Origin of the sequence: Hymenobacter sp. BT559, assembly GCF_016427535.1 — a bacterium.
In the GTDB taxonomy this organism is placed as follows: Bacteria; Bacteroidota; Bacteroidia; order Cytophagales; family Hymenobacteraceae; genus Hymenobacter.
On sequence record NZ_JAELXV010000005.1, the window covers coordinates 399795 to 425546 of the forward strand.

Below are 25752 nucleotides of genomic sequence, written 5' to 3' on the forward strand. Positions count from 1 at the left end.
AACACTACGCACTAAGACACATGGCACTCAATAAATTCAGCCGCATCTATACCCAAGACGACAGCTTGCCCGCCTCGCAGGCCATGCTTATCGGTGCGGGCTTGTCGGATGCGGATTTGCGCAAGCCATTCGTGGGCATCTGCTCCACGGGCTTCGAGGGCAACACCTGCAACATGCACCTCGACGGCCTAGCCGATGAGGTGAAGCGTGGCGTGGCCGCCCAGGGGCTGGTAGGGCTGCGCTTCAACACCATCGGCGTGAGCGACGGCATCACGAATGGCAACGCGGGCATGCGCTTTTCGCTGGTGTCGCGGGAGATAATTGCCGATTCGATTGAGGCCATGGCGGGCGCGCACTACTACGACGCCATTGCCACGGTGGTGGGCTGCGATAAGAACATGCCGGGTGCCCTCATCGCCATGGCGCGGCTGAATCGGCCGTCGCTGATGGTGTACGGTGGCACCATCCGGGGCGGCGAGTTTAAGGGGCAGCAGCTCAACATTGTATCGTGCTTTGAGGCCTACGGCAAGAAGGTAAACGGGCAGATTTCGGAGGAAGACTACCAGGGCATCATCCACAATGCGTGCCCTGGGCCGGGCGCCTGCGGTGGCATGTACACCGCCAACACCATGGCCGCCGCTATCGAAACCCTAGGGATGACGGTGCCGGCCTCCTCGTCGCTACCCGCCGAGAGCAGCGCAAAAGTGCAGGAATGCCTCGACACGGGCGCCTACCTGCGCCGCTTGCTGGAGCTGGACTTGAAGCCCCGCGACATCCTGACCCGCGAGGCGTTTGAGAATGCGATGGTGGTGATAACGGTCCTCGGCGGCTCAACCAATGCCGTGCTGCACCTCATCGCCATTGCCCACGCGGCCGGTGTGCACCTCACCATGGAGGATTTTCAGGCCGTCAGCAACCGCGTACCGGTGCTGGCCGACCTCAAGCCGAGCGGCAAGTACCTGATGGAGGATTTGTCGAAAATCGGGGGCGTGCCCGCCGTGCAGCGCACCTTGCTCGACTACGGCTTGCTGAATGGTGACCTCATGACCGTGACTGGCCGCACGCTGGCCGAGAACCTTGCCGATGTAAAGCCCCTAGGTGCCGAGCAAGACCTGCTGCGGCCCCTCGACCAACCCATCAAGGCCGACGGGCACATCCAGATGCTGTACGGCAACCTCGCTACCAAGGGCAGTGTGGCCAAAATCAGCGGCAAGGAAGGCTTGCGGTTTGAAGGCCCGGCCATTGTGTTCAACTCGGAAGAAGAACTAAACCAAGGCATTACGGAGCACAAAATCCAGCCCGGCCAGGTGGTCGTGATTCGCTACGTCGGGCCGAAAGGCGGGCCGGGCATGCCCGAAATGCTAAAGCCGACCTCCGCCATCATGGGCGCCGGCCTAGGTGACAAAGTGGCCCTGATAACTGACGGACGCTTCTCGGGCGGCACCCACGGCTTCGTAATTGGCCACGTTTGCCCCGAAGCCTTCGACGGGGGCGGGCTGGCGCTGGTAGAAGATGGTGACTGGATTATCCTCGACGCCACCGCAAACACCATCAACGTGCAGCTTAGCGACGAAGAATTAGCCGCCCGCCGTGCTGCCTGGCAGCGTCCGCCGCTGCCCGCCAAGCAGGGCGTACTTCTCAAATATATCCGCACCGTGAGCGACGCCAGCCACGGCTGCATCACTGATTTAGTAGAAGAAAATTATGTCAACGCAGACCTTAGCCCAGCCCGCCGCTAGCCCGGCCGCCGCCCCCGAGACTACGCCCATCACCGGCGCAGTAGCCACGCTGCAAGCGCTGGTGGCCGAGGGCGTGGACACGATTTTTGGCTACCCCGGTGGGGCCATTATCCCGATTTACGACGCGCTCTACGACTTTCAGCCGGAGCTCAACCACGTGCTGGTGCGCCACGAGCAGGGCGGCATCCACGCGGCGCAGGGTTATGCGCGCAGCTCAGGCCGGGTGGGTGTGGCGCTGGCCACGAGCGGGCCGGGTGCGACCAACCTCGTAACTGGGCTAGCCGATGCCATGATTGACAGCACGCCGTTGGTGTGCATTACAGGGCAGGTATTTGCGCACTTGCTGGGCACCGATGCCTTTCAGGAGACGGACATCATCAACATCACGACGCCCGTTACGAAGTGGAACTACCAGGTAACGCGGGCAGAGGAAATTCCAGAGGCGCTAGCCAAGGCGTTTTACATCGCGCGTAGCGGCCGGCCTGGGCCGGTGCTAGTAGACATCACCAAGAATGCGCAGATGCAGACCTTCGACGCGCCGGCCTATGAGCGCTGCACGCACATCCGCAGCTACCGGCCCGCGCCGGTAGTGCGCAAGGAGTACATCGAGCAGGCGGCGGCTTTGATTAACAGCGCTAAGCGGCCGTTCATCCTCTGGGGGCAGGGCGTGGTACTGGGCAAGGCCGAGCAGGAGTTTAAGGAGTTTGTCGATAAGAGCGGCATCCCGGCCGCGTGGACCATCCTAGGCGTAGGCGCGCTAGCTACCGGCCACCCACTAAACGTGGGCATGCTGGGTATGCACGGCAACTACGGCCCCAACGTGCTCACCAATGAATGCGACGTGCTGATTGCCATTGGGATGCGCTTCGACGACCGCGTAACCGGCCGCCTCGACAAGTACGCCAAGCAGGCGCAGGTGGTACACCTAGACATCGACCCTACCGAGATTGACAAGAACGTAAAAACCACCGTGCCGGTGTGGGGCGACTGCAAGGAAACCCTACCCCTGCTGACAGCCCTGGTCGAGCGCAAAGAGCACCCCGAGTGGCTAGCCCGCTTCAATGAGTACACCGCGGAGGAGGTAGACGCTGTGATTCGGGAAGAGCTGTTCCCGACCTCGGAAGAACTGACGATGGGCGAGGTACTACAACAGCTAAACGAAATCACGGGCGGCGAGGCGGTTATCGTATCCGACGTGGGGCAGCACCAAATGGTGGCTTGCCGCTACGCCCTGCAAAACCAGTCGCGCAGCCACGTCACGAGCGGCGGCCTAGGTACCATGGGCTTTGCCCTACCGGCGGCCATCGGGGCCAAATTTGGCGCGCCTCACCGGCCGGTAGTCGCCATCATCGGCGATGGCGGCGTGCAGATGACCATTCAGGAATTGGGCACCATCATGCAGACGGGCGTGGATGTAAAAATCATCATCCTCAATAACCAGTTCCTAGGTATGGTGCGGCAGTGGCAAGAGCTGTTTCACCAGCGGCGCTACTCATTTGTGGATATACAAAGCCCTGATTTTGTGACGGTGGCCGCAGGTTATCGCATTGCGGGCCAGCGAGTGGATGACCGCGCCGAGCTGCGCTCGGCGCTGGAAAAGATGCTGGCACACCCAGGCTCCTTCTTGCTCGAAGTGATGGTGACCAAGGAGAATAATATCTTCCCAATGGTGCCGCAGGGGTGCAGCGTGGCCGAGATAAGGCTGCGGTAACTCCTCACGGTTGTCATGCAGCGCATTCTGCGCATCAAGCAGAATGCGCTGCATGACAGACGACCTTAACAAATTGATTTGCAATGGAACGCCAGGAATACAACATCACCGCGTACACCGAGAACCAGGTAGGCTTGCTCAATCGCATTGCCATCATCTTTTCGCGCCGCAAAATCAACATTGAGAGCCTCAATGTGTCTCCTTCCGAGATTGAAGGCATCCACCGCTTCAACATCGTGATTGTGGAAACGGAGGAAGTGGTGGAGAAGCTCGCCAAGCAAATCGAGAAGCAGGTGGAAGTACTGAAAGTGTACTATAACACCAACGCCGACGTGATTTGGCAGGAGATGGCGCTGTATAAAGTGCCCACCGACGTGATTGCCGAGAAAGTGCTCGTGGAGCGCCTATTGCGCGAAAATGGGGCGCGGGCCGTGGTGATTCGCAAAGACTACACCGTCTTCGAAACTACCGGCCACCGCGAGGAAACCGACAACCTGATTAAGGCTTTGCAGCCCTACGGCCTGATTGAGTTTGTGCGCTCGGCGCGCATCGCCATTATCAAGGCCAGCGAGGGCTTCCACCGCAAGCTACAAGAGTTTGAGCGCCGCGAGCCCAGCGAAGAAGTGGCCGAAAACGAGTTTTTGAACGACCGCGAGCAGGTCTTTACGATGTAACAAGCTGCGCGGGCTTTGTAGTCCGCGTTTTGAAGAGACACCTTTTTCACTCACTCCGCGGACTCGCAGAGTCCACGATACACCCCAACCCTTATGGCTACCATTAACTTCGGCGGCGTACCCGAAACTGTTATCACCCGCGACGAATTTCCGCTGAACAAAGCGCTTGACTTTCTGAGAGATGAAACCATTGCCGTTATCGGCTACGGCGTACAGGGCCCCGGCCAGGCGCTGAACATGCGCGACAACGGTTTCCGCGTCATCGTAGGTCAGCGCGAGGGCACGCCTTCGTGGGAGCGCGCCCTCAAGGATGGCTGGGTACCCGGCGAGTCGCTGTTCAGCATTGAGGAGGCGGCCGACAAGGGCACCATCATCTGCAACCTGTTGAGCGACGCCGGCCAAATCGCGCTGTGGCCCACGCTCCAGCAGTACCTCACGCCGGGCAAAACGCTGTATTTCTCGCACGGCTTCGGCATCACGTTTAACGACCAGACGGGCATCGTGCCTTCGAAGGATATCGACGTGATTCTGGTGGCTCCTAAGGGCAGCGGCACCAGCTTGCGTCGCTTGTTTGTGGCCGGCGGCGGTTTGAACTCGTCGTTTGCCGTGTACCAGGATGCCAGCGGCAAGGCTTGGGAAAAAGCCATTGCCATGGGTATCGGCGTGGGTTCGGGCTATTTGTTCGAGACTGATTTCAAAAAAGAAGTTTACTCTGACCTCACCGGCGAGCGTGGCGTGCTGATGGGCGCCCTAGCTGGCATCATCGAGGCCCAGTACCAAGTGCTGCGTCAGCGTGGCCATTCGCCTTCGGAAGCCTTCAACGAGACCGTAGAGGAGCTGACCCAGAGCCTCGTGCCGCTGGTGGGTGAGAATGGCATGGACTGGATGTTTGCCAACTGCTCGGTGACGGCCCAGCGCGGCGCCCTCGACTGGAAAGGCAAATTCCGCGATGCTACCCTACCCGTACTCAACGACCTCTACGACAGCGTGGCTAGTGGTGAAGAAGCCCGCCGTACCATCGAGCGCGGCTCGACGCCGAACTACCGCAAAGAGTTGGAAGCTGAGCTGCAGGAAGTACGCGAGTCGGAGCTGTGGGCCACGGGTGCCACCGTGCGCGAACTGCGCTCGCGCAGCAGCGAGAATGTAGAAGCTTAATTAATAATTAAACCTAAAACTGTCATGCTCATCTAGCGTCCGCTTGCGAAGCATCTTTTCACGCTAGGGCAAATGCCCCACCCGTAACGAGATGCTTCACAAGTGGACGCTAGATGAGCATGACAGTTTTTATGTATTGCGCTGGCAACAGCACCCCTACCCCATGCCTGACCTAGAAGCCCCCGCGGCCACAGCCGTCACCCTAGAAAACGTCGAGCAGGCGGCGCGCCGCCTCAAGGGTGTCATTACCAAAACGCCGCTGATTCACAACCTAGGGCTGTCGCGCAGCTACGACGCTACCGTGCTGCTCAAGCGCGAGGACTTGCAGGTGGTGCGCTCGTACAAGATTCGGGGGGCTTATAATAAGATTGCCACGCTGCCTACCACCGTTCCGGCTCGCCAAATAGTGTGCGCCAGCGCCGGCAACCACGCCCAAGGTGTGGCCTACGCCTGCCAGCTGCTGGGTCTGAAATGCGACATTTTCATGCCGGCCCAAACGCCCGCGCAGAAGGTGGACAAGGTGCGGCTCTTCGGCAAGGACATGGTGACGGTGCACCTCACGGGTCGCACGTTTGATGACTGCTACCACGCCGCGCAGGCTTTCTGCGACGAGCGCGGCAGCACTTTTGTGCACCCGTTTGATGACCTCGCCATTGTGGAGGGGCAAGCCACGGTGGGCCTAGAAATTCTGAAAGCAACGCATGACACGCCGATAGACTTTTGCTTTATGCCCATCGGTGGCGGTGGGCTGGCGTCGGGCTTGTCGAGCGTGTTTCGACAGCTGAGCCCGCGCACCAAGCTCATTGGGGTGCAACCTCTAGGTGCGCCCAGCATGCACGACGCCATCCGGGCCGGCCAACGGCAGGCCTTGCCTAGTCTCGACACCTTCGTGGATGGCGCGGCCGTGAAGTGCCCCGGCGAGCTCACGTTTGAAATTTGCCAGGCCTTGCTCGACGAAGTACACCTCGTGCCCGAGGGCCAAGTGTGCGAGGACCTGCTAAAGATGTATAATGAGGAAGGCATGGTGCTGGAGCCTGCCGGTACGCTCGCCATCTCGGCCTTGCACGCCTACGCCGACCAGATAAAGGGCAAAACGGTGGTCTGCATCGTGAGCGGTTCTAACAACGATATCACCCGCATGGAGGATATCAAGGAGCGCGCCCAGCGCCACCAAGGTCTCAAGCACTACTTCATGGTGCGCTTCAACCAGGCGCCGGGGGCACTGCGCCGCTTCGTGAACAACGTGCTGGCTGAGGGCGAGGACATCATCCAGTTTCAGTACATCAAGAAGAACAACAAGGAGAAAGGCCCAGTTTTCATCGGTGTCGAGGTCAAGAATCCGCATGATGTAGAAGGCATCAAAGCTCGTATGGCGGAGGAGGGGTTCGGATTTGAGTACCTGAATGGGCAGCAGGACTTTTTGAGCCTGCTGGTGTAAAGCAAGAGCTTCAGCGATTTGCATTGCTGGTGGGCGCGGGTAGCTGTAGCTGCCCGCGCCCTATTGTTTTCACTTCTGCCGAGGCGTCTTGCTCGAAGTAAGCGCCCGCTTCTACTGTTAATTTTCCAGCTATCGTCACTTTGGTATGCGGCTGCAGGTGTAGCCGGCCGCCGCGCCGCACTACTAGGCGCGAAGCGGGGCCAATGTATAGTTCTGGCGCGCGGCCAGGCTGCTCGCACAACACCAGTTCATTCTCGCTGCCAACTTCTACGGTAGCCGCGCCCCGGCCTGCGGCCAAGCCAATGGCCAGTCCATTTTGCACGAGATAGCGGCAGCCGGGCGCTAGCAGCCGAAGCTGCCCACCGGGCCGCACCGCCACCGATTTTTCAGCTTCGAGCGTGCCGAGCCGAAAACTAATGAGCGCGGGCGTGACACGCTGTGGACTGCTCTCAACGGTAGTATTACCACTGAAGACGGCATTTGTCAACAAGTTATCAACACCTAAGGGCGGCTCAGCTTGGTCGAGCACCAGCGCACAGCCGTGGAGCCGGAAGGCGCTGGCCGAATCGGCTGCCACAGCCGCGGCGTACAGCAGGCCATTGCGCGTGCCCACAAAGCGGCAATTGGTAAAGCGCATGGCCCGCGCCTCCTGGTTGGAGTACACCAGGTGCTGGCCGTAGGCGGGCTGCCCGTGGTAGGGCCGGTCTTCGAAGGTGCAGCCAACAAAGCGCGTGGGCAGGGTACCTAGGGCGCACCCCGTAACGAAGGCGCCGTAGATGCGGCAGTTCTCAAACAAAAAATCGGTTTGCCGCACCCAGGCCGACCAGTTCGTAACGCCCCAGAGCAGACAGTTGCGAATGACGATGTTCTTGGTAGTGGGTGGACCGTTGCCGTAGCGGTCCGACACAACGCCCTGGCCAGCGTTATCTACAAAGCGGCAGCCTTCGAGGCGCACGTTGGCCACGTAGCCACCCTCGGGCTCGATGTCCACGCCCGCGCCAGGGTTGGAATACAGTGGCCTACCTAGGGCCGGAATAACAACCCGCCCAGTATGGCTAAAGCTGCAATTGATGGCCCGCAGCCCATTGGCCCCCGTGATGGACAGGCCCTGCCGACCGTTGTAGTCAAAGCGCGAGTTTTCGAGCAAAATATCCTCCTGGGCAGGGTCGTCGAGCTTCTTAGCCAGGCGGTTGAACACCTGTATGCCATCGCGACCGAAGTGGTGCACGGCCAGCTTGTTTAACCGCACATGCCGCGAGTCGCGAATGAACACGCCATCGCAATCTAATTGAATGCCGGTATCGCCCCAGTGCCCACCTACTAGCAAGTGCTCACTATTGCCGTTGAGCGTCAGGTTAGCGACCTGCACATTGTCGCAATCCTGCAGCGCCACCGCGATGCCGCCGCCTACGCCCCAGCTCCAGTCAGTAAAATAAGCCTTGGGCGACTCGTACATCGCGTGCGTAGTAGGGTCGAAGGCCCCGTAGCGCAAGCTGTCGGCGTAGCGGATTTCGGTGGTGGCGCTGTCGGCGCCTACAATGCTCAGGTTGCGGCAGCCAACGAGCGACAGCACATTGCCTAGGCTGCTTGGGCCGGGCTGGCCCACCCGGTATACTCCGGCCGGAATGTGCAGCACGGCGCGCCCCACCCCGGCCGGCGTTTTGGCACGCTGATTGAAAAAGTCGGCGGCACGCACAAAGGCAGCGTGGTCGTTGGCGCGGCCATTGCCCAACGCGCCAAAATCTTTTTTCAGGTCCTTGTGCAACACAGCTTGAGCAGCTGCGGCGTAGCTCAACAGCAGCAGCGCAACCAGCCAACCGGCTCTTAATCGTTCCAGTATCATGACCCAAGTGTACGGCAACGGCTCTGGATGACGGAACTGTTGGACAAAAAGACGAGCCTGCTGCACCTAGGAACTACGGCGCCGGCCTACTCCACTGGCGCCGAACCCCGAATTTCAGCGTAACTTTGTCCCCCGTCATGCCCGAACGCCCCTCCTCCCCTACTGCGTCGGCCGCGAAGTATATCTTCGTCACCGGCGGTGTCACCTCCTCACTCGGTAAAGGAATTATTTCCGCCTCCCTAGCCAAGCTCTTGCAGGCCAGAGGCTTCCGAGTCACGATTCAGAAGTTCGACCCTTACATTAATATTGACCCCGGCACGCTCAACCCCTACGAGCACGGCGAATGCTACGTGACCGACGACGGGGCCGAGACTGACCTGGACCTAGGCCACTACGAGCGCTTCCTGAATCGGCCCACCTCGCAGGCCAACAACGTAACCACCGGCCGCATCTACGACACCGTTATTCGCCGCGAGCGCGAAGGTGCTTTCCTAGGTAAGACGGTACAGGTGGTGCCCCACATCACCGATGAGATAAAGCGGCGCATGCTGCTGCTGGGCCAAAACGGCGAGTTCGACGTGGTGATTACCGAAATCGGGGGCTGCATCGGCGATATCGAGAGCCTGCCCTTTGTGGAGGCTGTGCGCCAGCTGCGCTGGGAGCTGCCGCCCCACGACTCGCTCGTCATTCACCTCACGCTGCTGCCCTACCTCAGCGCGGCCGGCGAGCTCAAAACCAAGCCTACCCAGCACTCGGTGCGCGACTTGCGCGAGGCTGGCTTGCAGCCCGACATCCTGGTGTGCCGCTCTGAGCATCCCATTCCGGTTGAAATGCGGCGCAAGATTGCGCTGTTTTGCAACGTCAAAATCAACTCGGTTATCGAAAGCCTCGACGCCGACAGCATCTACTCGGTGCCGCTCTTAATGCTGAAAGAGGAGCTTGACGTCCGCGTTATCAGCAAGCTGCGCATGCAGGGCGGCCACGTACCCGACCTAGAGGAATGGAAGGAATTCCTAGGTCGCCTCAAGAACCCCACCGAGGACGTAACCATTGCGCTGGTGGGCAAATACGTGGAGCTGCCTGATGCTTATAAATCTATCATCGAGGCCTTTATCCACGCCGGTGCCACCAATGAGTGTAAAGTAAAAGTCCGCACCATCCAGAGCGAATTCCTGACGCCCGAAAACGCGGCCCAGCAGCTCGAAGGTGTCGATGGCGTGCTGGTAGCACCGGGCTTTGGCGAGCGTGGCTTTGAGGGCAAAGTAGAGGCTGTGCGCTATGTGCGCGAGAAAGGCATTCCATTCTTCGGCATTTGCCTGGGCATGCAGGTGGCCGTGGTAGAATATGCTCGCCACGTGTTGGGCTTGCCGCAGGCCAGCTCTACCGAGATGGACCCGCTCACGCCCGACCCGGTTATCGCTCTCATGGCCGACCAGAAAGACGTGACCCAGAAGGGCGGCACCATGCGCCTAGGTGCCTACACCTGCGAGCTCAAGCGCGGCTCGCGCGCGGCCAAGGCCTACGGCCGCAACACCATCAGCGAGCGTCACCGCCACCGCTTCGAGTTCAATAACGAGTACCTGGCGCGCTTTGAGGCGGCCGGCATGTCGGCCTCGGGCATCAACCCCGACACCGGGCTGGTAGAAGTGGTAGAGCTGCCCCGTGAGGTGCACCCTTGGTTTGTGGGCGGCCAGTTTCACCCCGAGCTGAAGAGCACGGTCGAAAACCCGCACCCACTGTTTGTGCGCTTTGTGAAAGCTGCCATTCAGTATAAGAAGGGGCTGTAATAGAAAAGTAGGTTACGGTATTAAGCTACCTCCAGCGTCTGTCAGGGCGAGGAGGAACAACGAAGCAATCTTTCCTTTGCGCCTGGCTAGCGGTAGCCAATGCGAAGGAAGGATTGCTTCGTTGTTCCTCCTCGTCCTGACAACTTTATTTAAACCTTCCCCAGCCTGCCGCGCCCGGCTGTACCTTTGCCGCTCGTATTCTTTTTATTGTAAATGGACCGCAACCAAGCAACTGGCCTTTTTCTAATTTCGGCCCTGCTCCTGGTTTACCTGTTTTTCTTCTCGCCTAAGGACAAGGCGGAGCAAAACAAGACCCAGGCCACTACTTCTACCGCTGCTAAAGCCGCGGCCCCTACCCCTGGCGTAGCGCCCGTGCCGCAGCTCGACTCGGCCGCCGGCCCAGTGCGCAGCATCGAGCTAAAAAACCCCGAGCTCACGCTGACCTTTTCGACGCAAGGTGGCCGCGTAGCCGCCGTGCGCCTGAACAACTACAAGACGTTCTTCGGTAAGCCGCTCGACCTGTTTGATGCCCAGAGCGCCCGCTACAACACTAAGTTTCGCACGGTTAACGGCCAAACGATTGATTTCGCGAGGTTGAATTTCTCGGCGGGTGCGCCTACAACCACGGCCGATGGCGGGCAGCAGCTAGCTTTCGCGGCGCCTGTGGGCGGTGGTACTATCACCCAGACTTACACCTTGCCCAAAACGGGCTACGAGGTTAAGTACAACCTGAAGCTAAACGGTGTAGCCGTGGCCCAAGAGCCGCTGCAATGGAGCTTCGTGGATAATGTGCGCCAGACCGAGCAGGACCTGAAGCAGAATCGCAACCACACCACCATCAACCACTACCTGGCCAGCGACGACCCCGGCAGCCTAGCCGAAACCAGCGAGAAGCCCGAGGAAATGAAAATCACGGCGCCTATTAAATGGGCGGCCGACAAGCACGACTTCTTCGTCGCCGGCTTTATTGCCGACTCGCAGCCCTTCGCTAGTGGGCAGTTCAACGCCAATGTGAACTTGGCCGACTCCACGTTTATCAAAACGCTGAGCACCAATCTAGCCCTGCCGGTGGCCGACGTAACTGGCGCTGCGGGCGGCCAATACCGCTTCTTTTTTGGCCCCAACCAGTTCAATCTGCTCAAGAGCACGGCGCCCAGTTTCGACCGCAACGTGTTCCTAGGTTTTGGGCCGTTTCGTTGGGTCAACCGGTTTCTCATCATCCCGACGTTCAATTTCCTGGAGCAGTACATCAGCAACTATGGTGTAATTATCCTGCTGTTGGTGGTACTCATCAAACTCGTAACGTGGCCCTTGACCTACAAAACCTACGAGAGCCAGGCCCGCATGAAAGTGCTAAAGCCCGAGCTCGACGAGATTAAGGCCAAGTACGGCGACGACCAGATGAAGAGCCAGCAGGAGACCATGAAGCTGTACACGCAGTTTGGCGTGTCGCCGCTCGCAGGCTGCGTGCCGACACTGCTCACGCTACCGATTCTGTTCGCCATGTTCCAGTTCTTCCCCAACGCGATTGAGTTGCGCCAGCAACCTTTCCTATGGGCCCGCGACCTGAGCACCTACGACAACCCGATTCTGCTACCCTTCGCGCTGCCCTTCCTAGGTAGCCACATCAGCATTTTCACGGTCCTGATGACGATTTCGACGCTCTTCATGACCTACCAGAGCAACCAGATGAACACGGCCGCCATGCAGGGCCCCATGAAGTTCTACAGCTACCTCATGCCGCTGGTGTTCTTCTTTGTGCTCAACAGCTTCGCCTCGGGCCTGACCTGGTACTACTTGGTGTCAAACCTCGTCACGCTGGGCCAGCAAGCCCTTACCCGCTCGTTTGTGAATGATGATAAGATTCGCGCCCAACTCGAAGCCAACAAGGTAAAGAACAAGGACAAGAAGCCCGGTGGCTTCCAAGCCCGCTTGGCCGAGGCCATGAAAACCGCTCAAGAGCGCGAGGCGCAGTCCCGCAAAGGCAAGGCCTAGGTCGCTTTTTAGCCTTCGTTTATAACAAAGCAGTCGGCCTGCGTGGGAGCTTCACCCGCGCAGGCCGACTGTCGTTTTGGCCCGGTTTTCGAATATGACTCGTATCCTTTCTTCTTTTGCCATGCGTCATTTTGCTTATCTGCTAGTCTTCGCGGCGGGTCTATCTGCCTGTTCGCAGCACGCTACGCCGCAGCAGCCCACCTTCCAGAAGCCACGCACGGTTTCGACTATTCCCATCCACACGTTCCCCAACGATACGGCGCTGGTGTTTCAGCGTACGCCCTGCTACGGCACTTGCCCAGCTTACACAGCCACCATCTTCCGTAGCGGCAAGGTGAGCTACAACGGGGAGCGCTCGGTACCTGTGATGGGCCAACACACGCTCAGCCTCGACCAAGCCACCGTAGCCGCCATGCTAGACGAGGCACGCCGCATCAATTTCAATAGCTTAGAACATTGCTACCAGGCGCGCGTAACCGACCTGCCGGCCACCATCATCACCACCTACCTGCCGGGGCAAAAGCACTACCAAGTAATGGCTGAGCGCGGGGCCGCCCCTCAGCCGCTGCAGGGCTACATCGACTATCTAGGCGCAAAGCTCGACCCGCTAGCGGGGCTCAGCGCCCAGCATTAGCGCTCCTAGGTGCTGCTTTACTAGACAGATTCAGACCTGGGCATTCTCTGTCACTATCTCGCTAAATTGGCTTCTATGAGATACTTTATCTGGCTACTCGTACTATCACTCAGCTTACCAGCCTGCGCCCAGCGCAAGCTTCCGCGCCAACCCAAGGCCTCTGCCAAACCAGCGCAGGTCACCGAGCCCGTGCTGGTGTTTCAGCGCACGCCTTGCTTCGGTACCTGCCCGGCTTATACGGCCACCATCTTTGCCGACGGGCGCGTGGAGTACGACGGCCAACGATTCGTCACGCTCCTAGGTAAGCATACGCTACGCTTGCCTGTAGCCACGGTACAGGAAATGCTGGCCGAGGCCAAGCGCATCGACTTCAATAGCCTGCAAGAGCGCTACTCGCGCAATACTTCCGACCTGCCGGCTACCATTATAACGGTGCACCCGGTGGGCCAGCCCGCCAAAACTGTGTCGGCCGAAGAAGGCTATCCCGAAAAGCTGCAAGGCTATATCAACTATCTCAAGGCCAAGCTCGACCCGCTTGCCGACACGCGCCCAACGGAATAGGTACCTAGGCGGCTCGCCTATAGCTTGCGCACCCGCTCTAGTAGCAGCTGGTTCATGGGGTTGGGCGTGAGGCCACGCACGTTGTTCTGCGTCAGGCGGATGACCTCGTCGTAATAGAGACTGATAACCGGGCTTTCGGTTACAATGAGCCGGTCCATTTCCTGATACAGAGCGGTGCGGCGTGCCGCGTCCTGCTCGCGGCGCGCTTGGTTATACAGCGCGTCGTAAGCGGCCGACTTAAAGTGAGTCTTATCGGGGCCGCCGGGGCTGAAGTTGGGGCTGTAGAACAACGAGAGGTAGTTCTCGGCATCGGGGTAGTCGCCCAGCCAGCTTTTGCTGAAAAAAGCCGCCCGGCCATTGTCTACCAATTCCTGCTGAGTTGCGGCCTGGTTGATGTCAATCTGAACCTGCACGCCCACATCGGCCCAGTTTTTCTGGAGGTATTCTGCCACGGCCTTGCGCTCGGCCACGGTGCTCAGGCGCAAGCGCAGTGGTCGGCCCTGCCCGTAGCCCGCCGACGCCAGCAATTGCCGCGCCCGCTGCGGCTGGTAGGTGTAGCCGGGTACCTTAGTAAGCGAAAACGACGGCAGCGCCGCCGGCACGAAGCCCGACGTACCGGGCAAGCCCACGTGGTTGAGCACGTAGGCTGTCAGCTCGGGCTTGTTGAGAGCATAGTTGAGCGCTTGGCGCACGCGCCGGTCGCGCAGGGCACGGCCTTGGGCGGCTTGCTCGCCCGTGAGATTGGTCGAGTCGAGTTGAAACCCTAGGTACTCCGTATTGAGGTAAGGCGCCTTCTGCACAGTGAAGCGTCCCTTGAAGTCAGCTCGCACGGTGCCGTCGGTGTTCATCACCAAGTCGCGCGAGCCTTCGCGGATGCCGCTTAGGAAATCTAGCTTGCCTTGCAAGAAGGTCAGAAACTCCGTTTTGCGGTCGGCGATGAAGCTGATTTGTATGGCATCAAGGTAAGGTAGCGCGCGGCTCTGCGCATCGCGCCGCCAATAGCTGGGGTTGCGGTGCAATAGCAGCACATTGCCGGTGTCCCAGAGCTTAAACTGAAACGGCCCCGTGCCTACCGGATGCTCGCGGAAGTCCTTTCCGTATTTCTCCACCGCCTCGTGGGGCACCACAAAGGCATAGGGCATGGTCAGAATGCTCAGGAAGGGGATAAACGGCTCCTTCAAATGAATCCGCAGCGTAGAGTCATTAGCCGCCACAAAGCAAGTATCGCTGATGTTGCCTTTGCTGTCTTCCAGCACTTTGCCCCGAAATATCCAACCACCCGGCGAAGCCGTTTTAGCGTCAAGCAGGCGCTTGAAGCTGTACACAAAATCAGCAGCTTGTACACTTCTGCCCTTACCATCGGCAAACACTTCATTATCCTGAAAACGCACCCTAGGTCGCAGCCAGAACGTGTACGTCTTGCCATCGGGCGAAATGCTGTACCGCCGCGCCAGCGCCGGCGCGGGCTGCAAGGTCGAGTCCAATTCCAGCAGCCCATTGTAGAGCTGCGACACGGCCCAGATGTTGGCTTGGTTGCGGGTGAAAGCCGGGTCGAGCGAGGTCAGCGCCTCGGGTTGGTTGTAGCGAAACACGCGCCGCTCGTCGGCGGCCGACAGCGGAGGCTGGCCACAGGCGGCCAGCAGCACTGCCCCTAGGGCCAGCTTTAACCAAACCAAACCACTGCGTAGGCGCAAATCGTGTAGAAACATCTATTTAGGGTGTCGGTTGCAAAGGTAGGCGCCGCGTTGGCCCGTTCATTTCTTCTCCTCATGCAGCTTACTTATTTCGGTCACTCCTGCTTTCTGGCCACCATCGGCGGCACGCGCGTGCTGTTCGACCCCTTCATTCGCCCCAACCCGCTGGCTAAAGACGTCGATGTTGACGCCATTGAAGCCGACTTCATCCTGCTTTCGCACGGCCACGGCGACCACATTGCCGATGCCGAGGAAATCGCCAAGCGCACGGGCGCTAAAATCGTGGCTATCGCCGAGATAGCTGGCTACTTCGGGGCCAAGGGTATCGACGGCATCGGCGCCAACCTAGGCGGCAAAGTAAAGCTACCCTTTGGCACGGTGCACTTCGTGACCGCCGCCCACAGCAGCTCGTTCCCCGATGGCTCCTATGCTGGCGTACCGGTAGGCTTTGTCATCAAAACCAATGAAGGCCAGACCTTTTACTACGCCGGCGACACCGGCCTGACGTATGACCTCAAGCTCATCAAAGACTGGTATCAGCTTGACTTTGCCCTGCTGCCCATCGGCGACCACTACACCATGGGCGTGACCGACGCGCTGGTAGCTGCCGACTGGGTGGGCGCCACTGAGCTCATTGGCATGCACTACGACACCTTCCCGCCGCTGGTCATCGACCACGCTGCCGCCCAGGCCGAGGCTAAAGCCGCTGGCAAAAACCTGCGCCTGCTCGCCATTGGCGAAACTATCAGCCTCTAATCCACCTTTCCTAGGTGCCTTTTGGATTCGCCAGTGCTCCCAAGGCTTGGCGAATCCATTTTTTTTAGCCTTATTTTGTAGGTTGAACTACGCCGGCCACACCGGCCGTATAAGCTACCGGGCAGTGCCCACTTCTGTTATTTTCGTTTGTTATGGGTAAAATCATCGCGGTAGCCAATCAAAAAGGCGGCGTTGGCAAGACTACTTCGGCCATCAACCTGGCCGCCTCGCTGGCGGCCCTCGACTACCGCACTCTGCTGGTCGATGCCGACCCGCAAGCCAACGCCACTTCGGGCGTGGGCTTCGACCCCAAAGACATCGAAAACAGCGTGTACGAGTGCATGGTCGATGGCATCCCACCCAAGGATATCATCTTGCAAACCAATATTTTGCCGCACCTCGACCTCATGCCCTCGCACATCGACCTGGTGGGCGCCGAGGTAGAAATGATAAACCTGCCTAACCGCGAGGAGAAGATGAAGGCTGCCCTGCGCCCGCTGGCCGCCGAGTATGACTTTATCATCATCGACTGCTCGCCTTCACTGGGCCTTATCACCGTGAATGCTCTCACGGCCGCCAACTCGGTTATCATCCCGGTGCAGTGCGAGTACTTCGCCCTCGAAGGCCTAGGAAAGCTTCTGAATACCATCAAGATTATTCAGAGTCGCCTCAACACTGACCTTGAAATCGAAGGCATCCTGCTCACGATGTACGACGTGCGCCTGCGCCTCTCTAACCAAGTGGTGGAAGAAGTGCAGATGCACTTCCAGCAGCTTGTATTCGACACTATCATCCCGCGCAACGTGAAGCTCTCGGAGTCACCGAGCTTCGGCATCCCCGTCATCTTGCACGACGCTGAAAGCAAAGGCGCGGTAAGCTACCTCAACCTAGCCCGCGAGATAGTGGAGAAAAACAGTGTAGAAGCCAACCCGGAGGAAGAAGCGGCCGACGAGGTAGCATAGCTAGTAGCTCCTTTCGAAGTAGTTGGACGATGACTAAAACGGACCTACCATTACTTGCTCTAGGTTCGCCATATCGTTAATCAGATAGACCGAAGTGTGTCATGCTGACGAAGGAAGCATCTCAGCCGGAGTGCAGGAGTACTAACCTGCAATACCATACGAGATGCTTGCTTCGTTAGCATGACACATTACTTTTTCAGGTCTACTATTCCTATGCTGGGCACGCCTTGCCCTTCGCTCGCTAGGCCTTAATTTTGAGATTCAGCGGCCCCTTTACTTTTGGGCCACGCTGCTTGCTACTATGTCTGCAGAGAAGAACGAAGATAAAATTCAGGCCGCCCTGGCTGCGAACCCTGCCGCCGCCGCTGCGGCCAAGCGCAAGATTGGTGGCCTAGGACGGGGGCTCAACGCGCTAATCGAAGGCAACTTCGATAAGCCCAGCGAGCGCGTGCTAGCCAGCCCCAGCCCAGTGAACGTGGTAGGGCTCATCCCGGTGAGCCAGATTGAAACCAACCCTTACCAGCCGCGCACGCATTTCGACCAGGATGCGCTGCAAGAGCTGGCCGAAAGCATTCGCACCCAGGGCATCATTCAGCCCGTAACAGTGCGCCAACTGGGCCCCAACCAGTACCAGCTCATTTCGGGCGAGCGGCGCCTGCAAGCCAGCAAGCTGGCCGACCTCGACAGCATTCCGGCCTACATCCGCAAGGCCGACGACCAGCAGATGCTGGAAATGGCGCTGATTGAGAACATTCAGCGCGAGAACCTCAATGCCATCGAAATTGCCCTCTCGTACCAGCGCCTGCTGAGCGAGTGCAACCTGCGCCAGGAGGACCTAGGCGAGCGCGTAGGCAAAAACCGCTCGACGGTGACTAACTACCTGCGCCTGCTGAAGCTGCCGCCCGATATTCAGATTGGCTTGCGCGATGCTGTCATTGGCATGGGCCACGCTCGGGCGCTCATCAGCATGGAAGACCCGCAGCAGCAAGTGGCGCTATACCGCCGCATTGTGGTGGAAGACCTGTCGGTACGCCGCGTGGAAGAACTCGTGCGCCAAGGCGCCAGCCAAGCCGCGGCCGAGCCCAAGTCGGGTCCGCGCGAGCAGCCGGCCTCCATTGTACCAGTGGCTGAGCTGCGCCGCACCGAGCGCCAGCTCACCGACCATTTTGGCTCGAAAGTGCAGCTGCGCCCGGGTGCGCAGGGCCGCGGCGAAATCAAGATTTCCTTCGATTCGGTGGAAGATATGCAGCGGATTTTGCACATTTTGCAGCCCGCCTAACGCGTTGAATACTACGGGCCGGCGGCTTAGCGTTGGCAGCATTTGTATGCAACATCCTCCCCGCGCTGCTTCACTATTGGCTTGGCTTTTGGGCTTATTTCTGTGCCTAGGTACGGCTCGGCCGGCCTGGGCACAGCTACCCTCCACTGCCGTCGTCGACCCCGACCTCACGCGCCCCATAAACGATACAGCCCGCGTGGCGCCCAAGCTCACTAAGAAGCAAAAGCGCGAGCAGGCAGCCGCCGATTCGGCCAAGAAAACCGAGCGCCTATTCGGCCTGCGCGTAACCCGGCCTCAGAAAGCATTAATACTGGCAGGTATAGCCCCGGGAGCAGGCCAGATTTACAACAAGAAGTACTGGAAGGTACCGCTTGTGTATGGGCTACTTGGTACCCTGGGTACGGTGGAGTACTTTTTTCAAAGCCATTACTACGATTACAAACGCGCTAAAGATGAAATAGCTAGCGGTAGGCAAAAGTTAGGAAGCCCTGATTTTAAGTATGCCTATGTCGAAAATACTACCGACCGCATTGAAAGCGGTATTATTTTCTATCGGCGCAACCGCGACTTATATATCCTACTGCTATTAGCGGGCCACGGCCTGCAAATGCTGGATGCCATAGTAGATGCCAACCTGCACGATTTCGACGTGGGCAAGGACCTGACGCTGCACTGGCAGCCAGCACTGCTACCTGTGCCAGGGCAGTTGGTGCCGGGGGTGGGTGCCACCGTAGCTTTGCGGGTGAAGCAGAAGTAATGATTAGTTGTTAATGATTGATAGCAAGTAATTAAACATTAATAACTAACACTTAATAATTACGAATGAGAATTATCCTGATTGGCTACGGCAAGATGGGCCACACGCTGGCCGACCTAGCCCCCGCCCACGGCCACGAAGTAGTAGGCATCGTAGACCAGCACGCCTCCACGCAACGTATCGAAGACTTTACGCCCGCCACGGCCGACGTAGCCATTGAGTTCACGCACCCCGAGTCGGCTTTTGAGAATGTAAAAGCCTGCCTGCGCCAGGGCCTGCCGGTGGTGTGCGGCTCTACGGGCTGGTTGCATCATTTTGACGAGGCCAAGGCGTTGTGCCAAGAACTAGGTGGGTCGTTGTTCTACGCATCTAACTTTAGCGTGGGTGTCAATCTGTTCTTTCACTTCAACGAATACATCGCAGCCAAGATGAACCAGTTTGCGGCTGGCTACGATGTGCAGATGACTGAGATTCACCACGTGCATAAGGTAGACCAGCCCAGTGGCACGGCCCTCACTGCCGCGCAGGGCATTCTAGCCAACTTTCCGGCCAAGACTACCTGGCGCAATGCGCCCGCCCAGGCACCCGAAGAGCTAGCGGTGCTCAGCGAGCGCCGCGGCGAGGTGGTGGGCACCCACGAGGTGCGGTACGTATCGGCGGCCGACACCATTGAGCTACGCCACGAAGCGCACTCGCGCGAAGGCTTTGCGGCTGGGGCACTGCTGGCAGCGGGTTGGCTGCCGGGCAAGCAGGGCGTGTTCGGAATGAACGACCTCCTAGGGCTGTAAGACACTGTCATTGCGAGCGCAGTGAAGCAACTGCGCCTGTTAAGTTGCGCCGCCCGGGTTCTGTTCGGGTGCGATTGCTTTGCTGCGCTCGCAATGACAGTCAACCTTGTTGTTTCTTTGCCAGATAATTTATCGGCTAGCTTCGGCTTGCTCTTCGTTTCATGCTCGTTCGCAAAAAAGACCCGACCGCCCCGCCGCCCCCGCCCAAGAGCAAATCCCGCGAATGGGTTGATTCCTTGCTGTTTGCCATCATCGCGGCCACGCTCATTCGCTGGGCTACGTTTGAGGCGTACACCATCCCGTCGCCGAGCATGGAAAACTCGCTGCTGGTGGGCGACTACCTGTTTGTGAGCAAGCTGCACTACGGGCCCATTACGCCGCAAACGCCGCTGCAGGTGCCCCTGACGCACCAAACGGTGCCGATTCTGAACGTCAAGAGCTACTCCGACGCTATTCAGCTGCCTACTTACCGCTTTCCGGGTTTTAGCAGCATCAAGCGCAACGACGTGGTGGTGTTTCACGTGCCCCACGAAAGTCAATATCCGGCCGACTTGCGCACCAATTACATCAAGCGGTGCGTGGCGGTGGCCGGCGATACTATCTCTATCCGTAGCGGGCAGGTGTACCTCAATGGCCAGCCCGGCGTCCTTGCGGGGCAGCTGCAAACCACCTATTTCATGGAGGTAGCTTCGGCCAATGATGAGGTGCGCCAGGCGCTGCACGACCAGGGTGTGGTAGACTACACCCAGCCTGACGGCATACCCGCCCTCAGCAGCAACACGCAGGATGCCAAGAAGCTAGGCTACTACATCAGCTGCACGGTGCCGGTGGCCGACTACTTCAAGAAGCAGCCCTACGTGAAATCGATGGAGGTATACGACGGTGACCTGCCGCCCAACAGCCTGTTTCCGGACGTGGTTGACAAATATGGCTCGGAGGCGCGCAGCGCCACGCCCCGCGGCTGGGGCCTCGACACCTACGGCCCGCTACCTGTGCCCAAAAAAGGCCAAACCATTGCGCTAAGCCCCGGCAACGCGGCCATCTACTACAAGATAGTGGCCCAATATGAGCACAACGCAAACGTGACCTGGGACAACACCACGGGCATGATTTTGCAGGATGGCAAGCCGCTAACCAGCTACACCATCAAGCAGAACTACTACTGGATGATGGGCGATAACCGCCACAACTCGGAAGACTCGCGCTTCTGGGGCTTTGTGCCCGAAGACCACATCGTGGGCAAGGCCGTGCTCATCTGGCTATCGGTGGACCCCTTCGGTGACTTCTGGCACAAAGTGCGCTGGAACCGGCTGTTCCATACTATTGATTAGCAGCGGGCTATAAATTAGCTCGACCCTGGGCCCCTCGGTGGAATCTTCGCCGGGGGGGCCTTGTTCATATGGGTGAAATCTAGTAGCTTGCAGCGTAACTAGAATTTCGCCTACCGTATATGGACCAAAAAGTGCTTGTACTCAATGGCGATTACACCGCCATTACCTTATGCAGTGTACAGAAAGCCTTCGTGCTTTTATTTCTGGATAAAGCTGAGATGGTGGCTAAGTCGGAGAGCGGTGTGATGCGCACGATTTCGCAGGCTTTTCCTAAGCCCAGCATTATCCGGCTAGCCCGCTACGTGCGGGTGCCTTACAAAGGCATTGCCCTTAGCCGCCACAACATCTTTAAGCGTGACCAGTACGAGTGCCAGTACTGCGGCTCGCCTAAAAACCTGACCCTCGACCACGTGCTGCCCCGCTCGCGCGGCGGCGACTCGGGCTGGACCAACCTCGTAGCTGCCTGCTCGCGCTGCAACCACGCCAAGGGCCAGCGCACACCATCAGAGGCTAACATGCCCTTGCGCACGCAGCCCAAAAAACCCACCCTAGCGGGCTTCTTGAAGCTATCGGCCGGTACGCTCGACCAGAACTGGCACGCCTACCTAGGTTAGCCTTAATGCAGACCGAATTATGCTGCGGTTATTATAAAAAAAGCTCCTGACCTAGGTAGGTCAGGAGCTTTTTATTGAATAGAAAGAAGCTTAGTATGAGCTGCGGTTGTCGCTGTCGTCGCGGTCGGCTACGTTGTCACTTTCGCTAAAGTCCTCCGATACGGGCTGGCCGCTTACGAAGGTCAGAATGTCACGGTTGAGACGGTCTTGCGCAGTTACGTTCAAGCCGTGGGGCTCGCCATCATATACTACTAGCTGGGCATTGGGCACCAGCTTCACGGCCTGTTCGGCGCTGTTTTCTAGGGGTACCGTTTTGTCGGAGCTGCCATGGATGAAAACGGCGGGCACCTTGATAGTAGCTAGGTCACCGCGGAAGTCGGTTTCGCTCCAAGCCTTCACACAAGCGGTAGTAGCGCGGGGCGAGGCGGGCAGGGCCAGGCTCAGGCTCCAGTCGAGGGTAGCCTGGCTCACGGGCTTGCTGATGATGCCTGCTCCGTAAAATTTCTTACCAAAGTCGCTGAGGAAGCCCGGACGGTCTTTGCCTAGGTTCTCAATCATGTCGTCGAACGTCGACTTATCAACGCCATTGGGGTTGTCATCGGTTTTGAGCAAGTAGGGCGTCACGGCGCTTACAAACATAACGCGGCTTACGCGGGCGCCGTTGTAGCGGCTCATGTAGCGGGCTACTTCGCCGCCACCCATCGAGAAGCCCACTAGAGTCACGTTTTGCAGGTCAAGCGTATCGAGTACTGCTTTTAGGTCGTCGGCCAGGGTATCGTAGTCGTAGCCATCCCAGGGCTTGTCGGAATAACCAAAGCCGCGGCGGTCATAGGCCACTACGCGCTTGTTGTGCAGCGGCAACTCGGCCAGTTGATACTCCCAAGAAGCGGCGCTGAGCGGCCAGCCGTGAATGAGTACAATGGGGTCGCCTTGACCGTAGTCGCAATAGTGCAGTTCAATGGCCTTGCCGTGAGCATCTTGGCCAACTTTGATGAGATTCATAAAGGAGAAGCGTAGAATGGAGAAAAACCTGGTCGGCTATACGCAGGGGTTTCGCAATAGATTGTTAAAGTCATAATTTTATAACCTTATAGCGTAGGGCTTAGCTAGGCTGGCGGCGTCCAGCACGATGCTACCTAGGCGGTAGGCGTTGGCTCCGCTCTTATCTCCTTCCTTTGTGCTATGAAACGCTCCCTGTGCGCCCTGGCGGTGCTGTTTGCCCTAGCGGCCTGCCATACCCAAACCAGCCAGCCCGGCACCACTACCGAAACCGGCACTACGGCCGACGCGCCGGCCGCCGGCCAAGCCGCCGTGACTAACTCGCCCGGCACGGCCTATCAGGTATACCGCGCGCTGCTGCCGGACCAAGCCGATAGCATTACGCTGCATTTGGTACCGGCGCCTCGCAGCTTTAGCGACCCCCAAGGCACCGGTAGCTATGGCAGCTACTACACTTCCGATGGGCACCCCTACTCCTTGATGAGCCAGCCCAGCGCTGCTCCTGATAGCGTTATTCTTTTCGACGCCAGCCCCGAAAAAGCAGTGGGCCCGCAGGGCGACAACCTCTTCTGGCGCCTGCGTCGCCAGTCGGGCCACGCCGACCTAGCAGGCACCGTGGGCGGGCAGCCCGTGCGCCTGCGCGCCGTGTCGCCCGCGGCGGGGGCGCTCACATTTGTGGTGCGCTACTTTGCCGACTCGGCCGCGGCTTTCCCCAAGGAAGCTAAGTCGCCGGTGGGCCACATTAGTGTGCAGGCGCTGGTGCCACTAGGTGGCACCGAGAAAACCCGTACTACCCTTGAGGACAACATGCTGCGCGACCTGCGCGGCGATACGCTGGATGGCTTGCCCACCATGCCCTTAGCCACGCTGTACAAGCAGCAGCGGCAGCAGTTCTTTCAGGACTACCGCCAAGATGCCACTGATAGTCGCCCCGCCCCGGCCGATACGGCCGGCATCGGGCCTTTTGGCATTGGCATGAACTACGAAGACCAAACGGCCACTTATGTACTATACCAGCAGGGTAATTTGCTGAGCCTAGGGTTCTTTCACTACAATTTCAGTGGTGGTGCCCACGGCAACTATGGCCTGACGCCTGCTAGCTACGACTTGCGCACCGGCCGCCGCCTGCGCTACGATGACATTTTCCGGCCCACGGCCGCGCGGCAACTGCCCGCGCTACTGGGCCAGGCTGTGCGCCCCTTGCTAGGCCTGCGGCCCGGCGAGCCACTCGACAAGCAGCTGTTTGTGACTAAAATGCCCGTTACGCACCATGTGTTTCTGACAGCAAGCGGCGCCGTTTTTGTGTATCAGCCCTATGAAATTGCGTCTTATGCGCAGGGCGAGATTCACGTATTTGTGCCGTTGGCGTCGTTGCGCCCGCTGCTGCGCGATGACTTGCCCCTGCCTGCGGCCGCCAACGTAGCCGCCCGCTAAACCAGGTACCTAGAGTGGGCCCAGCGAGCCAGGCGCTATTTTGCGGCCTGAGTAGCTGGCCCGCCCTAGGTGCCACTCCTGCCCCTGCCATGCTTGCTAACCCGACCCACTTCGCCGAAGCCATCCGCCTGTTTGACGCCGCCAATAGCGAGGACCCAAACCTCGAAACCGGCGACGATGGCCAGCCCCTTGCGAAGGAGCTGCTGTATGCCCAGCGCATGACGGCCTGCCTGGCCCGCGTGGCGCCCGATGCCCCCGAGGCCGTGCAGCTCGCGGCGCGCTGCCAGCACATTCGGCGCTGGAGCATCCCTAGGTCCGACTTCCCGATGACGCGCCCCGGCTACCACCAGTGGCGCAACACGCTCAAGAAGTACCACGCCGAGCTAGCGGGTCAGCTCATGGCTCAGGCCGGCTACGGCCCTGAGCTTATCGAGCGCGTGCAGCAGTTGGTGCAGAAGCTTCGCCTCAAGGATGACCCCGAGGTGCAGTTGCTGGAAGATGTTATTTGCCTAGTGTTTCTGGAATACTATTTCCTGCCCTTCGCCGCGCAGCATCCCGAAGACAAGGTGCTAGAGATAGTGCAGAAAACCTGGCCCAAAATGACGGAGCGCGGCCACGCCTTGGCCTTGCAGCTGCCCTTCACGCCCGAGGCGCTAGCGCTGATAACGAAGGCCCTAGGTGCTGCCTAGGCGCTCCCCGATACCCACAACGTCGCCGATGAAGAGGATGGCCGGGTACGTAATGCCGGCCTCCGCTACTAGCTTAGGCAAGTCTTGCACGCGCCCTACCACGACTTTGCGCTGCGGTAGCGACGCGTGCATAACGGCGGCGGCGGGCATGTCGCCGCGGCCCTCCTGCACGTAAGTAGCCACTATTTCGGGCAGCTTCTTCATACCCATGTAGATAACCACCGTCGAGTTGCTTTGCATGGCCAGGCGCAGGTCGGCCGAGAGCGAGCCGTCCTTTTTGGTGCCCGTCAGCACCCAAAATCCTTCACTGACCACGCGGTGCGTAAGCGGAATGTCCTCAAAGCCCACGGCCTGCATACTCGAGATGCCCGGCACATAGTGCGCCGCTATGCCGTGGCTGCGAGCAAACAGCATCTCCTCGAAGCCCCGCCCAAAAATGAATGGGTCGCCGCCCTTCAGGCGAATAACGCGGCCTTTGGCGAGAGCTTTCTCCTTAATTAGGTCATGGATAACCTCCTGGGGGGTGTACTCGCCGTAGGGTTTTTTGCCCACGTAGATGCACTCACACGCCGTGGGCGCCAGCGAGAGCAGTTCCTGGTTGGCGAGGTTATCGTATAGAATAACGTTGGCCGTTTGCAGAATGCGGTAGGCTTTCAGGGTCAGTAGCTCGGGGTCGCCGGGGCCGGCGCCTACTACATAGAGTTCGGGAAGAGGGGGCGGATGAGCCATAAACAGCGTGGCAGAAAGCACAAAGGAAAGAGCGCGGCTATTAGCACCAATAATGAACTAGCCTATCGTTCCGAAACCCTGCACTGAATAATTATCGCAATTTCTAAAACAACCCCCTATAAATTGAGGGTCACTTTATAAAAATTAATATTAATTTTTATAAAGTGACCCTCAATTTATAGG

General features: G+C 58.9%; 22 protein-coding genes. 18 read left to right on the plus strand and 4 right to left on the minus strand.

Features of this window, described 5'->3' with window-relative positions; translation table 11 throughout:
- Nucleotides 1–20: 20 nt before the first annotated feature.
- The 5 genes from ilvD to ilvA all read left to right on the plus strand — a co-directional run bounded on the left by ilvD (nt 21) and on the right by ilvA (nt 6717).
- A complete protein-coding gene (ilvD, locus tag JAO77_RS17965; protein WP_198991782.1) occupies nt 21–1739 on the plus strand; it encodes a dihydroxy-acid dehydratase in 1719 nt (572 codons plus the stop codon).
- A complete protein-coding gene (ilvB, locus tag JAO77_RS17970; protein WP_198991783.1) occupies nt 1705–3450 on the plus strand; it encodes a biosynthetic-type acetolactate synthase large subunit in 1746 nt (581 codons plus the stop codon). Before ilvD ends, ilvB begins: the two co-directional genes overlap by 35 nt.
- 83 nt (nt 3451–3533) lie before the next feature.
- Nucleotides 3534–4124 (plus strand): acetolactate synthase small subunit, encoded by a 591-nt coding sequence (ilvN, locus tag JAO77_RS17975; RefSeq protein WP_198991784.1) that lies wholly within the window; start codon nt 3534–3536, stop codon nt 4122–4124.
- A 93-nt stretch (nt 4125–4217) separates the two neighbouring features.
- Nucleotides 4218–5279, plus strand: a complete 1062-nt coding sequence (ilvC, locus tag JAO77_RS17980; RefSeq protein WP_198991785.1) for a ketol-acid reductoisomerase — start codon at nt 4218–4220, stop codon at nt 5277–5279.
- A gap of 163 nt (nt 5280–5442) precedes the next feature.
- Nucleotides 5443–6717, plus strand: coding sequence for a threonine ammonia-lyase IlvA (gene ilvA / locus JAO77_RS17985; RefSeq protein ID WP_198991786.1), 1275 nt, complete (start codon nt 5443–5445; stop codon nt 6715–6717).
- A gap of 10 nt (nt 6718–6727) precedes the next feature.
- On the opposite strand, the gene JAO77_RS17990 is transcribed toward ilvA, so the two are convergent.
- Complete coding sequence (locus JAO77_RS17990) at nt 6728–8560, minus strand: right-handed parallel beta-helix repeat-containing protein (protein WP_198991787.1); 1833 nt, start codon at nt 8558–8560, stop codon at nt 6728–6730.
- A gap of 137 nt (nt 8561–8697) precedes the next feature.
- On the opposite strand from JAO77_RS17990, the gene pyrG reads away from it, so the two are divergent.
- The 4 genes from pyrG (at nt 8698) to JAO77_RS18010 (ending at nt 13537) form a co-directional block, all read left to right on the plus strand.
- Nucleotides 8698–10347, plus strand: coding sequence for a CTP synthase (gene pyrG / locus JAO77_RS17995; RefSeq protein WP_198991788.1), 1650 nt, complete (start codon nt 8698–8700; stop codon nt 10345–10347).
- Nucleotides 10348–10560: 213 nt separating this feature from the next.
- Nucleotides 10561–12342, plus strand: a complete 1782-nt coding sequence (yidC, locus tag JAO77_RS18000) for a membrane protein insertase YidC (RefSeq protein ID WP_198991789.1) — start codon at nt 10561–10563, stop codon at nt 12340–12342.
- Nucleotides 12343–12463: 121 nt separating this feature from the next.
- A complete protein-coding gene (locus tag JAO77_RS18005; RefSeq protein WP_198991790.1) occupies nt 12464–12976 on the plus strand; it encodes a DUF6438 domain-containing protein in 513 nt (170 codons plus the stop codon).
- Nucleotides 12977–13051: 75 nt separating this feature from the next.
- On the plus strand, nt 13052–13537 hold the full coding sequence (locus tag JAO77_RS18010) for a DUF6438 domain-containing protein (RefSeq protein ID WP_198991791.1): 486 nt from the start codon (nt 13052–13054) through the stop codon (nt 13535–13537).
- Between the two features lie 17 nt (nt 13538–13554).
- Here the strand turns inward: JAO77_RS18010 and JAO77_RS18015 are convergent, their stop codons facing one another.
- Nucleotides 13555–15246 (minus strand): ABC transporter substrate-binding protein, encoded by a 1692-nt coding sequence (locus JAO77_RS18015; RefSeq protein WP_198991792.1) that lies wholly within the window; start codon nt 15244–15246, stop codon nt 13555–13557.
- 60 nt (nt 15247–15306) lie between these two features.
- On the opposite strand from JAO77_RS18015, the gene JAO77_RS18020 reads away from it, so the two are divergent.
- From JAO77_RS18020 to JAO77_RS18050, 7 genes are all read left to right on the plus strand, one after another.
- A complete protein-coding gene (locus JAO77_RS18020) occupies nt 15307–15987 on the plus strand; it encodes a metal-dependent hydrolase (protein WP_198991793.1) in 681 nt (226 codons plus the stop codon).
- Nucleotides 15988–16139: 152 nt separating this feature from the next.
- Nucleotides 16140–16949 carry a ParA family protein gene (locus tag JAO77_RS18025; protein WP_144847087.1) on the plus strand — a complete coding sequence of 270 codons (810 nt, stop codon included), beginning with the start codon at nt 16140–16142 and terminating at the stop codon, nt 16947–16949.
- Between the two features lie 301 nt (nt 16950–17250).
- A complete protein-coding gene (locus JAO77_RS18030) occupies nt 17251–18228 on the plus strand; it encodes a ParB/RepB/Spo0J family partition protein (protein ID WP_198991794.1) in 978 nt (325 codons plus the stop codon).
- A 46-nt stretch (nt 18229–18274) separates the two neighbouring features.
- Nucleotides 18275–18985, plus strand: coding sequence for a DUF5683 domain-containing protein (locus JAO77_RS18035; RefSeq protein WP_198991795.1), 711 nt, complete (start codon nt 18275–18277; stop codon nt 18983–18985).
- Between the two features lie 65 nt (nt 18986–19050).
- Nucleotides 19051–19773: a 4-hydroxy-tetrahydrodipicolinate reductase gene (gene dapB, locus JAO77_RS18040; RefSeq protein WP_198991796.1), complete on the plus strand. Its 723-nt coding sequence runs from the start codon at nt 19051–19053 to the stop codon at nt 19771–19773.
- 161 nt (nt 19774–19934) lie between these two features.
- Entirely contained in the window at nt 19935–21104 is a 1170-nt protein-coding gene (gene lepB / locus JAO77_RS18045; protein WP_198991797.1) for a signal peptidase I, read from the plus strand.
- Nucleotides 21105–21223: 119 nt separating this feature from the next.
- On the plus strand, nt 21224–21718 hold the full coding sequence (locus tag JAO77_RS18050) for an HNH endonuclease (protein WP_198991798.1): 495 nt from the start codon (nt 21224–21226) through the stop codon (nt 21716–21718).
- 90 nt (nt 21719–21808) lie between these two features.
- On the opposite strand, the gene JAO77_RS18055 is transcribed toward JAO77_RS18050, so the two are convergent.
- Nucleotides 21809–22720, minus strand: coding sequence for an alpha/beta fold hydrolase (locus JAO77_RS18055; protein WP_198991799.1), 912 nt, complete (start codon nt 22718–22720; stop codon nt 21809–21811).
- Nucleotides 22721–22900: 180 nt separating this feature from the next.
- Between JAO77_RS18055 and JAO77_RS18060 the strand changes: the two genes are divergently transcribed.
- Together JAO77_RS18060 and JAO77_RS18065 are read left to right on the plus strand one after the other, a co-directional pair.
- On the plus strand, nt 22901–24151 hold the full coding sequence (locus JAO77_RS18060; protein WP_198991800.1) for a DUF3298 domain-containing protein: 1251 nt from the start codon (nt 22901–22903) through the stop codon (nt 24149–24151).
- A gap of 89 nt (nt 24152–24240) precedes the next feature.
- A complete protein-coding gene (locus JAO77_RS18065; RefSeq protein WP_198991801.1) occupies nt 24241–24840 on the plus strand; it encodes a DUF4202 domain-containing protein in 600 nt (199 codons plus the stop codon).
- Here JAO77_RS18065 and cobA read toward each other — a convergent pair.
- Entirely contained in the window at nt 24826–25569 is a 744-nt protein-coding gene (cobA, locus tag JAO77_RS18070; protein WP_198991802.1) for a uroporphyrinogen-III C-methyltransferase, read from the minus strand. The two genes, JAO77_RS18065 and cobA, sit on opposite strands and share 15 nt — an antisense overlap.
- Nucleotides 25570–25752 lie beyond the last annotated feature (183 nt).

Coding starts and splice junctions, on each gene's coding strand:
- JAO77_RS18050 (WP_198991798.1), top strand. CDS start 21,224: ATGGACCAAAAAGTGCTTGTACTCAATGGCGATTACACCGCCATTACC.
- JAO77_RS18035 (WP_198991795.1), top strand. CDS start 18,275: ATGCAACATCCTCCCCGCGCTGCTTCACTATTGGCTTGGCTTTTGGGC.
- JAO77_RS18010 (WP_198991791.1), top strand. CDS start 13,052: ATGAGATACTTTATCTGGCTACTCGTACTATCACTCAGCTTACCAGCC.
- JAO77_RS18055 (WP_198991799.1), bottom strand. CDS start 22,720: ATGAATCTCATCAAAGTTGGCCAAGATGCTCACGGCAAGGCCATTGAA.
- JAO77_RS17990 (WP_198991787.1), bottom strand. CDS start 8,560: ATGATACTGGAACGATTAAGAGCCGGTTGGCTGGTTGCGCTGCTGCTG.
- ilvN (WP_198991784.1), top strand. CDS start 3,534: ATGGAACGCCAGGAATACAACATCACCGCGTACACCGAGAACCAGGTA.
- JAO77_RS18065 (WP_198991801.1), top strand. CDS start 24,241: ATGCTTGCTAACCCGACCCACTTCGCCGAAGCCATCCGCCTGTTTGAC.
- JAO77_RS18030 (WP_198991794.1), top strand. CDS start 17,251: ATGTCTGCAGAGAAGAACGAAGATAAAATTCAGGCCGCCCTGGCTGCG.
- ilvD (WP_198991782.1), top strand. CDS start 21: ATGGCACTCAATAAATTCAGCCGCATCTATACCCAAGACGACAGCTTG.
- cobA (WP_198991802.1), bottom strand. CDS start 25,569: ATGGCTCATCCGCCCCCTCTTCCCGAACTCTATGTAGTAGGCGCCGGC.
- pyrG (WP_198991788.1), top strand. CDS start 8,698: ATGCCCGAACGCCCCTCCTCCCCTACTGCGTCGGCCGCGAAGTATATC.
- dapB (WP_198991796.1), top strand. CDS start 19,051: ATGAGAATTATCCTGATTGGCTACGGCAAGATGGGCCACACGCTGGCC.
- yidC (WP_198991789.1), top strand. CDS start 10,561: ATGGACCGCAACCAAGCAACTGGCCTTTTTCTAATTTCGGCCCTGCTC.
- JAO77_RS18015 (WP_198991792.1), bottom strand. CDS start 15,246: ATGTTTCTACACGATTTGCGCCTACGCAGTGGTTTGGTTTGGTTAAAG.
- JAO77_RS18025 (WP_144847087.1), top strand. CDS start 16,140: ATGGGTAAAATCATCGCGGTAGCCAATCAAAAAGGCGGCGTTGGCAAG.
- JAO77_RS18060 (WP_198991800.1), top strand. CDS start 22,901: ATGAAACGCTCCCTGTGCGCCCTGGCGGTGCTGTTTGCCCTAGCGGCC.
- ilvB (WP_198991783.1), top strand. CDS start 1,705: ATGTCAACGCAGACCTTAGCCCAGCCCGCCGCTAGCCCGGCCGCCGCC.
- JAO77_RS18005 (WP_198991790.1), top strand. CDS start 12,464: ATGCGTCATTTTGCTTATCTGCTAGTCTTCGCGGCGGGTCTATCTGCC.
- JAO77_RS18020 (WP_198991793.1), top strand. CDS start 15,307: ATGCAGCTTACTTATTTCGGTCACTCCTGCTTTCTGGCCACCATCGGC.
- ilvC (WP_198991785.1), top strand. CDS start 4,218: ATGGCTACCATTAACTTCGGCGGCGTACCCGAAACTGTTATCACCCGC.
- ilvA (WP_198991786.1), top strand. CDS start 5,443: ATGCCTGACCTAGAAGCCCCCGCGGCCACAGCCGTCACCCTAGAAAAC.
- lepB (WP_198991797.1), top strand. CDS start 19,935: ATGCTCGTTCGCAAAAAAGACCCGACCGCCCCGCCGCCCCCGCCCAAG.